This is a genomic window from Synechococcus sp. PCC 6716, assembly GCF_022570815.1.
Taxonomy (GTDB): Bacteria; Cyanobacteriota; Cyanobacteriia; order Thermosynechococcales; family Thermosynechococcaceae; genus Thermosynechococcus; species Thermosynechococcus lividus.
This window is the reverse complement of sequence record NZ_JAKLTU010000051.1, coordinates 1-12,720: the sequence shown is the minus strand read 5'-3', so window position 1 is coordinate 12,720 and position 12,720 is coordinate 1. Positions and strand designations below refer to the sequence as shown.

At 54.6% G+C, this 12,720-nt stretch carries 11 protein-coding genes; 4 read left to right on the top strand and 7 right to left on the bottom strand.

Annotation, left to right across the window (positions count from 1 at the left end):
- Nucleotides 1–198: 198 nt before the first annotated feature.
- From L5220_RS13950 to L5220_RS13940, 3 genes are all read right to left on the bottom strand, one after another.
- Nucleotides 199–1,320 carry a GNAT family N-acetyltransferase gene (locus tag L5220_RS13950; RefSeq protein WP_448526706.1) on the bottom strand — a complete coding sequence of 374 codons (1,122 nt, stop codon included), beginning with the start codon at nt 1,318–1,320 and terminating at the stop codon, nt 199–201.
- Nucleotides 1,321–1,456: 136 nt separating this feature from the next.
- Nucleotides 1,457–1,750 carry a ferredoxin PetF1 gene (gene petF1, locus L5220_RS13945; RefSeq protein WP_099798129.1) on the bottom strand — a complete coding sequence of 98 codons (294 nt, stop codon included), beginning with the start codon at nt 1,748–1,750 and terminating at the stop codon, nt 1,457–1,459.
- A 240-nt stretch (nt 1,751–1,990) separates the two neighbouring features.
- Nucleotides 1,991–2,530 (bottom strand): TIGR04376 family protein, encoded by a 540-nt coding sequence (locus L5220_RS13940; RefSeq protein WP_499574243.1) that lies wholly within the window; start codon nt 2,528–2,530, stop codon nt 1,991–1,993.
- Nucleotides 2,531–2,610: 80 nt separating this feature from the next.
- Here L5220_RS13940 and sesA point away from each other — a divergent pair, with 80 nt between their 5' ends.
- Nucleotides 2,611–4,956: a diguanylate cyclase SesA gene (gene sesA, locus L5220_RS13935; RefSeq protein ID WP_499574241.1), complete on the top strand. Its 2,346-nt coding sequence runs from the start codon at nt 2,611–2,613 to the stop codon at nt 4,954–4,956.
- On the opposite strand, the gene L5220_RS13930 is transcribed toward sesA, so the two are convergent.
- Nucleotides 4,918–6,204: an ATP-binding protein gene (locus L5220_RS13930; RefSeq protein ID WP_499574239.1), complete on the bottom strand. Its 1,287-nt coding sequence runs from the start codon at nt 6,202–6,204 to the stop codon at nt 4,918–4,920. The genes sesA and L5220_RS13930 overlap by 39 nt on opposite strands.
- 79 nt (nt 6,205–6,283) lie before the next feature.
- Between L5220_RS13930 and L5220_RS13925 the strand changes: the two genes are divergently transcribed.
- The 3 genes from L5220_RS13925 to L5220_RS13915 are packed head-to-tail and all read left to right on the top strand — an operon-like array spanning nt 6,284 to nt 9,246.
- Nucleotides 6,284–8,014, top strand: coding sequence for an ABC transporter ATP-binding protein (locus tag L5220_RS13925; protein WP_499574238.1), 1,731 nt, complete (start codon nt 6,284–6,286; stop codon nt 8,012–8,014).
- Nucleotides 8,015–8,860, top strand: coding sequence for a 3'(2'),5'-bisphosphate nucleotidase CysQ family protein (locus L5220_RS13920; RefSeq protein ID WP_448526893.1), 846 nt, complete (start codon nt 8,015–8,017; stop codon nt 8,858–8,860). It abuts the gene before it with no gap.
- A complete protein-coding gene (locus tag L5220_RS13915) occupies nt 8,794–9,246 on the top strand; it encodes an NDH complex assembly factor CRR9 (protein WP_499574236.1) in 453 nt (150 codons plus the stop codon). The genes L5220_RS13920 and L5220_RS13915 overlap by 67 nt, the downstream gene beginning before the upstream one ends.
- On the opposite strand, the gene recF is transcribed toward L5220_RS13915, so the two are convergent.
- From recF to L5220_RS13900, 3 genes are all read right to left on the bottom strand, one after another.
- The gene (gene recF, locus L5220_RS13910; protein WP_499574244.1) at nt 9,185–10,318 is read right to left on the bottom strand and encodes a DNA replication/repair protein RecF; all 1,134 of its coding nucleotides are present in this window, start codon (nt 10,316–10,318) and stop codon (nt 9,185–9,187) included. The genes L5220_RS13915 and recF overlap by 62 nt on opposite strands.
- Before the next feature lie 67 nt (nt 10,319–10,385).
- A complete protein-coding gene (locus tag L5220_RS13905; protein WP_448526891.1) occupies nt 10,386–12,020 on the bottom strand; it encodes an aldehyde dehydrogenase family protein in 1,635 nt (544 codons plus the stop codon).
- A 234-nt stretch (nt 12,021–12,254) separates the two neighbouring features.
- Nucleotides 12,255–12,488 (bottom strand): hypothetical protein, encoded by a 234-nt coding sequence (locus tag L5220_RS13900; protein WP_499574234.1) that lies wholly within the window; start codon nt 12,486–12,488, stop codon nt 12,255–12,257.
- Between the last annotated feature and the right edge of the window lie 232 nt (nt 12,489–12,720).

The following is a 12,720-nucleotide window of genomic DNA, read 5'->3' as shown; positions in this document are numbered from 1 at the left end:
CCGATCTTCAAGGATGGCTCTCAATGCAGACTGTAATGGAGCCTGCAATATCATGAGAAAGGTAAGCACAAAGCTCAATATCGAGTTGAGTGGAGTGTGTAGAGGGGCTGTGGCAGCCCCTTCTAAGGTCAAGTTAGGGCAGATTGGTTTTGCTCTAGCCTAACTTAGAGAAGCCTCGCCGTTCTACGGCGGGGAGTGTCACCCGTTACCTTGATCGGGTTCTTGATAATAGACCTGCATCCCTTCCTTGGTGCTCATGCGTCCGGGCTGAGGACGGTGCTGGGTTTGTAACCCTTGCAGCACTTCCGAGAGGGTTAAGCCTTCCGGGAGAGTCGAGCGTACCTCGCGCACCTTATGCCACACAGAGCGGGACATCATTAAGCTGTGGCGAATCGGGTCTGCGCACTGTTCAAGATAGGCTTCGCGCTCAGGTTGGTAATCCGTTGAAACCAGTACGAGGGGGGCAGGGGCGTAGGGTTGCAGCACGCGGGCAAGATGCGCCAATAGCTCTGGATAGAGCCACGTATAGGCAGGGTGCACCGTCAACTCCAGCCAATGGGGCGATCGACCATCTTGGCAGGCATACAAGGTATAGGCGGCGATCGCCGCTTTCCGTTGAGGCTCAAAAACGTAGGCACGGCTAGCGTGAGCTTGGGCGATCCAACTAGCAAAACTATCCTGAAGCCAGTCCGTCAGACTGATCCTGAAATCTCGGCTATGGCGATCAAAGACTTGTCGCACCAAGGCAGGCATTGATGCCGTATCCAGTTGGTACAACAGTGGTGCATCCGCATTGGTCACCTTCAGCAGGTTGGGCAAGCTGGGAGTTTGCTGGGCAAGCTGCGCCAGCTGCGTGCTAGAAATTTGCCAATAGGTTAATTGCGCAAGGGGCTGAAAGCCATTGTGACGGTAGAGTGCCAAGGCATCCTGATGCTCAATGTTAATTTCTAGCATCCATGTGCGGGCTTCCAGAATGCTACTAAAGCAATGCCGCAGAAGCTGGGTGCCCACTTCTGTAAACTCTGTCGCCGCCAACTGCTGTACTTGCCATGTGGTGCGGTTTTCATTAAAGGGCGCCACCTGCGCCACCCCCAATAGCTTGTCGCCACGCTCGGCAACGTAAATACGTTGCTTGGCTGTACCCGTGAGCCACTGCAAACGCTGTAGCGGTGCCGTCATCGACTGGGGTAGCAGAGTGTGTTTACCAAACGGCTGCTCATGAACACCCTGCTGACTCAGCCATTGCTCAACCACATCAATATCGCGGTAAGCAAGGGGACGAATAACGAGGTCGCTGGTGGGGGGAATATCAGAAAACATAGGTAGGTGGGGATACTACCATTATCTTACAACCTCAGCTCAAGCTCGCGGGCGCACTGATCGTACTACGCTCTTTTGCAAGCAAAAGGGGCGATCGCCTCGACCACCCCAATCACCGTTATCGTTTCAAGGGTTTTTAGTAGAGTTCTTCCTCTTGGTGGGTGAGGATTTTGCAGTCCGAACGCGGGTAAGCAACACAGGTGAGCACAAACCCTTTTTCAATTTGATCGTCATCAAGGAACGATTGATCGGATTGATCCACTTCCCCTTCCAACAGTTTGCCAGCACAGGTCGAGCAGGCTCCTGCACGACAGGAGAACGGTAGATCTAAGCCTTGCTCTTCAGCGACATCTAAAATGTACTCGTCCTCAGGCACATCAATGGTTGTTTCACCGTCAGGACGGACGAGCGTTACTTTATAGGTTGCCATGAATGTTGTCCTCTCGTGTTGTGGAAAAGGCAGGGAGCGTATGCGCTCCAATTTAGATACTAGGGGAAAACTCTTGTCTTGGTCGCTGCATTTACCCCTGTGTCCGTATCGTTTTCGTAATTCTAGGGGGGTAAGGTATCTAAAATACTTATAGAGCCTAGCCAGTATTTGCCGTCATCAATGGTTGACCTTAAGTGTACTTGAGACCGATCAGCACGGTCTCGACTCTATGGACAGCAGCTAGAGTCCCATCGAACGCTTCAATTCCTCAAGGGCTGTTTGGAGTTCTAAGCGATGGAATTCTGCCTCTAGGGGATCACTCGGCGAGTTGGAGCCAGTAAACGGTGGCGGGGAGGGAGGCGGTGTGCTAGCACGAGGTACCCGACGCTGCAATTCTTGGCGGCGATCGCGAATCTTAGCGAGCAGTTGTTCAGTCGCCGGCAGTTGGTTGAGGGCATTGAGGCGCTGGGTCCAAAGCTCTTGCCCCCGTTGCCGTAGTTGGGCTTCCCGCTGCTGAGCAACCTTCACTAAGTCAGGCCGATGAGCGGCCGTTGCGGTTTGAATGCGATCGCGCCAGCGACGAATCTCGCTAACCAGATTGAGAATTTGCTGCTCGCATTCGTGCACCTCTTGCTGCAACTTCAGGTAAAGGTCTTGGGTTTGTCGCTCTTGATCGTCTAGCTCCATGAGCAGGAGGTTGAGTTCAAGTTGCGGATTAGCACGAATAACGTCCTCCAGACGCTGCTCAAGAAAGCTGTGCAAATCGTTAAAGAAAGTCATGAATCTTAATAAATTTATTATTGAAATTGATTAAGTCTAAGTTAAGTGGGACACTAGAATTAGTGCTTAGACTATAGCGCATGGAACGATTGAATCCAACCCTAAGTTTGCAAACATTAGTTCAGCCACATGGCGTCACTATTGCCCCTACGGGTTCCTTGGCTGAAATTATTGCAGGATTGAGCAGCAATCAAGGACGAGGATTAGTGGTCGAAGAGCAGGGTCAGTTTTGCGGCTTGATTACCCAGCGGCAAGTGGTACGTGCTGTAGGAGAAGGCACTGATCTAGAACGCATCACGGCAGCAACCCTTATGCTGCCTCAAGACTATTGCCTCCACCTCAGTGATCTCGATCACCCTTTGACCGTTTTGGGAAAGTTTCGCCATCTGGGCGTAGATGCACTGCCTATTGTCAATAACAGTGGCCGTGTGGAGGGGATGCTGACCCGCCAAGCCTTCCGCAATAGTTTGCGCCCCATTGACTTGCTGCGAATTAAGCCAGTTGCTGATGTCATGGTCAAAGAGGTGGCTACCATTAGCGCTGAGGCCTCCCTGAAGGAGGCAGCCACACTCATGGCTGAGCGGGGGATTACAAGTCTGGTGATTCCTGAACCTGTCAATGGCCACCCCCGTGGCATTATTACCGAAAAGGATATTTTTGAGGTTCTGTGTCGCCTAGGCGGCAAGCTAGAGGGAACGGTGGCCACGGCAATGTCCCAGCCGGTGTTGACGGTACAGCCGTATCAGAATCTTTGGCAGGTGAATCATCTGCTCAAGGAACACCACATCCGCCGCGTGGTGGTTGTGGATGAGCAAGGGGCAATGGTGGGGATTGTTACCCAGAGTAATATTCTCGCTGCCATTGACATTGCAGAAGCCGAGAGTTTGATTCAGGTTCTGACGCAAGAGCTGAATAAAGCTACGGCAGAGCTGCGCTGGCAACTGTCTCAGCAGCAAGCCATTACAGCGGCTATTACTGAAAGTGAACAGCGCTACAACACCCTGATGAGCTACTTGCCCGTCGCTCTGTATTGTCGAAGTGACAACAACCTTTGGCGTTTTAGCTACGTCAGCGATCATATTTATCAACTCACCGGTTATTTCCCCCAAGATTTACCCTCATTTCAGACCTTGATTCCCCCAGAGGATCGGGTTATGGCCGAGCGCGAGATTGAACAGGCCATGGCTCAACAGCGCTCCTACAACACCACCTATCGCATTCAGCACCGCGATGGCTGCTTGCGCTGGCTCAACGATCGCGGACAGTTTCACCCAGAGAGTCGCACCTTTCACGGTGTGTTGCTGGATGTCTCAGAGCAAAAGCGTACGGAAGAGCGCCTCAAAACAGCCTTAGAACGCGAGCTGATTGTCAGCACTATTATTCAAGATATCCGCCAAACGATTAACTTGGCAGATATTTTGCAGCGAGCCGTCACCAGTATTCAGCAATTGCTCCTGAGCGATCGTGTCCTCATTTACCGCTTTTTAGCTGATGGCAGTGGTGTGATCGACGTGGAAGCTACCGCCCTGCCTGAGTATTCAATTGTGGGGCAAGTCATCCATGATCCCTGTTTTACTAGGGAGACTGCCCAGCGCTTTTTAGAAGGCCGCACCGTAACCATCAGTAATGTGCAGCAAGCCCAACTGACCGATTGCTACCGCGACCTGCTCACCAGCCTCAACATTCAGGCGAACTTGGCTGTGCCCCTCCTCTGTGGTAAAACCCTTTGGGGGTTGCTGATTGCCCATCATTGTCGCGCACCGCGCCTCTGGCAGCGGGAAGAATTGTTTTTGTTGCAGCGCATTGCTGAGCCGTTAGCTGTCGCTTTACAGCAGGCAGAAATGTATCAGTCGTTGGAAGTCAGCAACACCAACCTCCAGCAGATGATCTATCTCGATGGCCTCACAGATATTGGCAATCGCCGCTGCTTTGATGATCTGTTTCCCAAAGAGTGGCGGCGCTGCCAGCGCGAGCAGCAGCCGTTGAGCCTCATCATGATCGATATTGACTGCTTTAAGGCCTATAACGATTTCTACGGCCACCTGCAGGGGGATGAGGTTCTTAAACAGGTGGCGCGCTTATTGGAAAAGCATCTGCAGCGCGCAGGGGATATGGTTGCCCGCTATGGGGGTGAAGAATTTGTTTTGCTCTTGCCCAATACCGATCTCGAGGGTGCCATCTGTATCGTCAAAAAGGTCCAGGCTGCGCTGCGTGACCTCGCCATTCACCATGAGAAAAGTACAGCTGGATCATCACTGACGGCCAGTTTTGGCATTGCCACAACGATCCCCCAATCTGGGCTGTCGCCGACAGATCTACTAGCGCTTGCGGATCAGTGCCTGTACGAGGCAAAAGCTGCTGGGCGCAATCGCTGGGTAGCAAAAACCCTAGAGGGCGGCAGTGCCAGCCTCACTAGTGATGGGTAAATAAATTCGTAGCCACGCCCCACCGTACTCAGGATGATTGGCTGCTTGTATGTAGCCGCCATGGCACTCGACAATTTGGCGGGCAATGGCCAGCCCCAAGCCACTGCCACTGCCAATAGGGGCAACGGTTGTCACATCGCCGGTGGCCGGTTGAACTAGGCGATGTCGCCGTGACTGGCCGCGGTAGAAGCGATCGAAGATGTAGGGTAAATCCTTGCTGGGAAACCCATTGCCAGTATCAATAATTTCCAAGCATAGGTAGTGACTTTCGCTGCTAGCTTGGAGCAGCCGCGTCATCACATGGTCGCCACGGCCACAGTACTTGATGCTGTTATCGTAAAGGTTGACCAATAGCCGCAACAGTTGTGCCTCGTTGCCATAGTAGGGGAGCTGGGCGGGGCCGGTGTAGGTGTGGTCAATCTGTTTATGTTGGGCAAGGGGCGCAAGGGATTGCCAAGCAGTATGTATCACTTGCACCAGATCAAGGGAGTGGCGCTCAATCTCACTGAGGGGGGTATGGGCAAGACGGTTGAGATCGAGCAACTCCTGCACTAGTAAACTGAGGCGAATAATTTCGTCGAGGAGGCGATCGACCCAATCTCGCAGTGGCTCTGGAACTCGCTGTTGCAGGGTTTCGGCCACCAAGCGCAGGGAGGTGAGGGGGGTTTTGAGTTCATGGGCGACATCCGTTGCCCAGCGATCGCGCTCATCCCGCAGGCGGGTCACCTCCTCGCGATCCTCCAGAAAAATCCCAACATGTGCCTCCGCAATGGGAATTCCCCGCCCCCGCAGGGGTTTGCGTCGGGCTTGCCCTGTTGGGGTTAAAAATCCGTACAGCCATTCTTTCTCGGTGATGGCATTTTGCTCCCGTACCTCTTCAATCAAGCAGTCCAGCTCGTAGGAGCGCACTAGCTCTAGCAACAGCCGTCCGTGGGGGGTGCTGAGTCCAAAGAGGGAACGCGCCTGTTGATTACAGCAAACAATACGGTTGGCAGCATCCACTTCGAGATAGGCGACGGGAGCCGCATCAAGGATGGCTTGACACTGCTCTATTTGACTGAGGCAATGTTGCTGGGCGATCGCCTGCTGGGCCAGCGCCGTTTGCACCCGCTGAGGAAGGGACGACCTGAGGGGATGGACACTGTATTGCGCAAGGATCGCTTCTAGCTGCCGCTGTAGATGAGTTCGCTGCCAGAGCCAGACTCCTATCCCCAGCAGGAACCCTACCCCCAAAAAGGCAAGTTCCATAGACGTATGTGGAAACCCCATCTATTCTAGGATTATCTGGAATTGGCTGTACTCCTTAATCTTGAATCTTGTCTGCGTAATGTCTGCACCACTTTTACAGGTTGACAAGTTAACCGTTGATTTTCCGCAGGTCGGGCAATCGGTGCGGGCAGTGGATGGGGTGTCGTTTTCCCTAGGGCGTGGGCAAACCCTTGGCATTGTCGGGGAGTCGGGATCGGGAAAGTCGGTAACCTGTATGGCTCTGCTGCGGTTACTGTTGCCCCCCGGTCGGGTGACGCAGGGGTGTGCTTGGTTTCAGCCGGAGCCAGAGGGAGCGGCGATCGATCTTTTGGCGTGCTCAGAACGACAAATGCAACAGATCCGGGGGCGCCGGATCAGTATGGTGTTCCAGGAACCCATGAGTTCCCTCAATCCGGTTTACACTATTGGCTTTCAATTGGCAGAGGCCATTGATCCGCAGCAGCGACTCCCCCGCCAGCAGGTACAGCAACGGGCGATCGCCCTCTTTGAACAGGTGCAGTTGCTTAAGCCTGAAGACCCGCTAGATCAACGGCACCGCTTTTTGCAACGGTATCCCCATCAACTCTCGGGAGGGCAGATCCAGCGGGTGATGATTGCGATGGCGATCGCCGCAGAACCAGCCCTGCTCATTGCCGATGAACCCACCACGGCGTTGGATGTGACGGTACAGGCAGCAATTTTGCAACTGTTGCGACAATTACAGCAGCAGTATCACCTGTCTTTGATCTTTGTGACCCACGATCTCAACTTGGTTGCGGATCTGGCGGATCAGGTGGTGGTGATGTACCGTGGCCAAATTGTGGAAGCGGGTACGGTGAGGGACGTGTTCCAGCATCCTAACCATCCCTACACCAAGGGACTGTTGGCCTGCCGCCCTCGCTTGGAACAACGCTTGGTGTTCTTGCCCACGGTGGCCGATTTTATGAACCAGACTCCACCCCCCTTAGCCCTTGTCTCCGCCGCGGCGCAGCAGGCGCGTTTAGCTCAATTGGCGGCTCAGCCTCCCTTGGTGCGGGTGGAGCATCTTTGGGTGCAGTATCCTGGGCAGGGTAAGCAACAATACGTCAAGGCGCTGCGGGATGTGTCGTTTACGATTCACCGGGGAGAAACCCTCGGCTTAGTTGGGGAATCCGGCTGTGGCAAAACCACCTTAGGGCGCGCCCTGCTGCGTCTGGTACCCGCCAGCCAAGGGCAGATTTGGTTTGGCGATCGCAACATTACGCACCTGCGGCCTCGACAACTGCGCCCGCTACGGCAGCGAATGCAACTCATTTTTCAAGACCCCTATAGCTCCCTCGACCCACGCATGACCATTGGGGCACTGGTGGCTGAACCGATGGCGATTCACAGACGGCCACCCTCGAAACAACAGCGCCAAGAACGGGTCGCTACCTTACTGGCACGGGTAGGCATTGACCCAGCAGCACAGCGGCGCTATCCCCACGAATTTTCCGGTGGGCAGCGGCAGCGCATTTGTATTGCCCGTGCCCTTGCTCTGAACCCTGAGTTTATTGTCTGTGATGAGTCGGTGTCGGCGTTGGATGTGTCGGTGCAAGCGCAGGTGCTCAACCTACTCAAGGAGCTGCAGCAGGAATTGGGGCTGACCTATCTGTTTATTTCCCACGATCTGAATGTGGTCAAGTTTATGAGCGATCGCCTCATGGTTATGTACAATGGCGAAATTGTGGAAATGGGCGAGGCAGAAGCGATCTATGCCCAGCCACAGCACCCCTATACCCGCACCCTAATTGCGGCCATTCCCCGTGGTCTATCCGTTGAGGCGGCTTGAGTGTCTGAGTCTCTTGATTTTCATCGTGTTTTAGCCACACTGCGCCCCGTGCTCTGGCAAGCCCTAGAGCAGTTGCGTCAGTTTTACCGCCATGTGCAGGATTTGGCGGTTGCCGATAAGGGGGGCGACCCGGTCACGATTGCCGATCAAACCATCGATGCTTTTTTGCGCCACGCTCTCCAGCGCGATTTTCCAGAGACGATGTTTGGCTACCTCACGGAGGAGACCTACCAGCCCGGGCAGCCGCTGCCCCAGCCCTACCAGTGGATCATTGACCCCCTCGATGGCACCTACGACTTTCTGCAGCAGACGGGGGAGTATGCAATCCACGTTGCCTTGGTGCATGAGCAGCGCCCCTGTGTGGCGGCGGTGGTGTGGCCGGAGCAGGAGGTTCTTTTTACGGCGATTACTGGCGCGGGCACCTATCGGGAAACCCGCCATGGCTGTACTCGCTTGACGGTTGCTCCCCCTGCTTCACAGGAACCGTTGCGGGTGGTGATAAGCCGCTCCCATGGGGGCGATCGCCTACGAGCCTTTTTAAGCACCCTTGGCCGGGTTCAGCAAATTCCCATGGGTAGCATGGGCTGCAAAACCGCGACTATTTGTCAAGGACAAGCCGATCTTTATGTGAACCTTACCGGTCGCAGTGCCCCCAAAGATTGGGACTTGGCTGCCCCGGATTTAATTATGCAGGAGGCGGGCGGTGCCTTTACCTATGCCAATGGCGAAGTTCCCCGCTATAATCGAGCCGATGTGCAGCACTGGCAGCCGTTGGTGGTGTGCCATCCCAGCCTGCGCTCCACCGTGGGCGATCGCCTGCAAGCCTTTTTAGCCGCCAACCCATGATAGATCCGGATAGTCTCCTCAGTGTGAGCGAGTGCCAAGGGATTGATCAACTGCTGCTCCCCGCAGCGGATCGGTTTGCCATCCGGGTTGCGGTTTATACCCTACGTTATCTCAAGGCAGCGGTGGGCGATCGCCCCCTAGACGACCTCACCGAGGCACAGATATATGACTGCATTGCCAAAGATCCCCGTCTGCAAGCAGAAGAAGAACGACAAGCGGGTTTTATGACGTGGTATGGTCAGATTCTCATCAGTGCCCTGAAGCAACTGCGAATCATTGCCGCCAGCGCCAATGTCACCGTCGCCGAGCTAGAGATCGCGCAAATTAGCTACTGGTTTCAACAGCAGTGCCAGCAACGGCTGCAATCTGCCCCCCCGCCACCTTAAGCACCTGGGCATCGGAGCGCCAAGGAGTGGCAAAGGGGGTCAAGTGGGTTGTGGTGATCAGGGTCTGGTAGCGATCGCCCATCACCTCTAGCAAAATCTGCTGACGATAGAGGTCTAACTCTGCCAGTACATCATCCAGCAGCAACAGGGGGGACTCCCCAACCACAGCTTCCACAAGAGCTAACTCCGCCAGTTTCAGTGCCAATACTAGGGTTCGCTGCTGTCCTTGGGAGGCGTACTGACGAGCTGGCTGATGGTTGAGGTCAAACCCCACATCATCACGGTGGGGGCCCACCAGCGTGGTTTTGTGGATGAGTTCCAACGAGCGGCGCTCTGCCAAACGCTCCATAAACCTGACCAACATTGCTTCGGGACTGGGGTCAGCAATGGGCACATGGCTGTGGTAGCTAAGGGTGAGCACCTCGCGATCGCCACTTAAGACCTGATGCCAGTGGCTAGCCAAGGGAGCTAAGCGCTCAATGAGTCGCTGGCGACGGCGCATCATCCGCGTTCCTGTGACGGCAAGCTGCTGGTTCCAAGCCTGCCATAACCCTTCATCTATTCCTGTGCCCTGCTTGAGCAGAGCATTGCGCTGCCGCAGAGTTTTTTGATAGCTCTGGAGCAGTTGACTATAGACCGGTTCAAGTTGCACAAGAATGCGATCCAGCCATGAGCGCCGCACCGCTGGGGTTCCCCGCACAAGGTCGAGGTCTAAACAGGAAAACTCCACCACATTCAACTGGCCTAAAAAATCAAGGGTGCGCCGCACCGTACAGCCATTGACCCGCAGGCTGCGTCCTCCCCCCTGCCGTAGCACCCCCGTTAACTCAAGGGGAATCCCCTGCCGTTCCACCTCTGCCGTCATCTGGGCAGTGGTGTGGCCATGCTGAATCAAATCGCGATCGCGGGGGGTACGGTGGGACTGCAAGGTGGCCAGCCATTCCACCGCTTCCAGCAGGTTGGACTTCCCTTGGGCATTGTCCCCCAGCAAAATCGTTTTAGCCGCGGTAAAGGAGACCGTTTGCTCAGGGTAGTTACGAAAATGGCGCAGGCTTAAACGCTTGAGATACACTGGCCGACCAAGCATCATACTGATATTGTGCAACGCCCATAGACTGACAGGGCGATCGCTCAGGGGCTTAATGTACGCTTCCTAAAGCGAAATAACATACCATGAACCAGCTCAGGGGATTACCACTGGTATAAATATCCATGACTGCCTGTGCCAGTTCGGGTAGCCTACGGTGACCATAGAACCACGGTGGGGTTACAGGTAACCGAAAAGGAGCGCGGATGACAGCTTTTTCAGGGTAATCAAACAAAAAGCTGTTGTGAACCACCCCCACCCCAGAACCAATGTCGGCAGGCGTATGGCCGGGAAACGCACCCCAAGGGGTACACCCCAAACCATTCCCAAGGGAGACCCACGCATTGATCGCAATAGAACCATAGCGCAGTTGAGCAATCGCTTGGTTAAAGGCATCTGCTTCCTGCGCCTCCGTGCGCGGATCAATAATCACAGTGCACCCCAGCGTCCCCCAAAGCTGCTCATTGACAAAGGGCACCGCCATCGCTAAGAAGTCGCGGGCATTCCTACTCGGCAGTTGTACCTCTGCCAGTAGCCCGCAGAAGACTTCTTCTTGAAAAATGCGTGGGTTAGCTGTGGGGTCTAGCCCTTCAATCAAGGTCCAAGGAATCGTGCCTGGCTGCTTGGGGGAGAGCACTGTAGCTTGGGGATACTCCGCTAAAAAGGACTCGTAGCGGGCGATCGCCCCCGGATAGTAGGCCGGGCGTGGCGGGATAGCCTGCAAGTGCTGCTTCAGGGCACTCAAAAAGGCTAGCCGCTGTGGCCATTCCCGAGAAGTGACAACAATTTGGGCGGCGATGCAGTTAAAGCTAGCATTATGAACCAGAGCACTCGCCACCTGCCGCGCTTGGTAGTCCAGCTCTGCGGCTGACCAGTCCCCGGGAACAATCATTAGGGGAGTCACATTTCCCAGCTCTGCAGTCACAGGTGTGGTTAGGCGTGGCTGCTGAGAATCTGGGATTGCCCCCCCCCAAACCAGACGGTTATAGGTATGGTGGGAACCGGTGATGTGAATATGCTGCGTCAGGGGATGGTGACAAAGCTGCTCACCTACTGTGCCATCCCCGGTAACAATCTCTAAAAAGCCCGCTTCAATGAGTGGGGCACAAACTTGCCGAAAACAGTCTGTTAAGGGATCCAGCAGCGGATTCATTTTTAGCAGCGCAACCCGATTGGCTGCCAAGAGTTGGTAGAGGGCATCGGCCAAGCACAGGGATGTAATATTCCCTGCCCCTAAAACCACGGCAACGCCCGGCGGTGGCGGATTGCGGTAGGCAGAGCCTTGGGTAGCCGGCTGATCTGGCTGTAACCACACCTGAGCGCTGACCCCAAACCACAGCAGTCGTTCTTGCCAATTGCGGGGCAGAATGTGAGCCACCCGCTGTCCGGTTGGGGTGGTTTGCCAGCGGGGCACCGGCGGCACACCGTTATGGCGCAGCGCATAGATATAGTGGTCTAGCTTGAGAATCAACCCCAGCGGTCCAGTCGTCCACTCCTCGCCGACCCAGTCGCGGTCAATCCCCTTGATCTGGCAGGCCAGTTCTACCCACCTTTGGGCATGGTGGCGAGCAAGGTGTTTCATGCGCTGCAAATAGGGGATGCGCTCTCGAGGAGAAAGTTCTTGCCAGCGGCGCGCCTGCTGGTGGAGTCGTTCGAGTTCCTTAATTGCCGGTACTGCAACAGTCATAAATGAGGCCGATTCTCCTGTGGGTAAATAACAACCGTTGTCGGCTAACAGGGTTTTTCTTAACAAGATGCGCGGAATTCCCCGCCGTAGCGACGATGGGGATGTCAACTTAAGTAATCTCCCACCCATTCTGGCATACGGTCGAACGTCCGCACTCATCCGCCACAACGATAGGTGATTCCCACTGATTACGACGTGACACTCCCCGCCGTGGAACAGCGAGGCTTCTCTGAGTTAGGCTAGAGCAAAGCCAATCTGCCCTAACTTGACCTTAGAAGGGGCTGCCACAGCCCCTCTACACACTCCACTCAACTCGATATTGAGCTTTGTGCTTACCTTTCTCATGATGTTGCAGGCTCCATTACAGTCTGCATTGATGAGCCATCCTTGAGCAGTTCGGTACAGACCTCTAAGAATTCGTTTTCCTGATTCCTTCCACCCTTCAGGTTTTTCGACGAACGTAGGCAAGAAGTCATTATCAAAAAACGAGGCTTTAGACGTATATGATTCTTCAGTTTCGACTAATCGAATCCCGAAAATTAAACAAAGCTGCTCAATTCGTCAAAACAGCTTGTAGTGCGGAATTTGCACGAACTCCTGATTCGTTTTTGCACCCAAATTGATTTCATCTTTCTGCCCTTTGTTTCGACCGTAGATGATCGTATCGATGTCGTTTTCCAAGCAGAAGTTGACGACCCAC

Coding starts and splice junctions, on each gene's coding strand:
- sesA (WP_499574241.1), top strand. CDS start 2,611: ATGGAACGATTGAATCCAACCCTAAGTTTGCAAACATTAGTTCAGCCA.
- L5220_RS13925 (WP_499574238.1), top strand. CDS start 6,284: ATGTCTGCACCACTTTTACAGGTTGACAAGTTAACCGTTGATTTTCCG.
- L5220_RS13930 (WP_499574239.1), bottom strand. CDS start 6,204: ATGGAACTTGCCTTTTTGGGGGTAGGGTTCCTGCTGGGGATAGGAGTC.
- petF1 (WP_099798129.1), bottom strand. CDS start 1,750: ATGGCAACCTATAAAGTAACGCTCGTCCGTCCTGACGGTGAAACAACC.
- L5220_RS13940 (WP_499574243.1), bottom strand. CDS start 2,530: ATGACTTTCTTTAACGATTTGCACAGCTTTCTTGAGCAGCGTCTGGAG.
- L5220_RS13950 (WP_448526706.1), bottom strand. CDS start 1,320: ATGTTTTCTGATATTCCCCCCACCAGCGACCTCGTTATTCGTCCCCTT.
- L5220_RS13905 (WP_448526891.1), bottom strand. CDS start 12,020: ATGACTGTTGCAGTACCGGCAATTAAGGAACTCGAACGACTCCACCAG.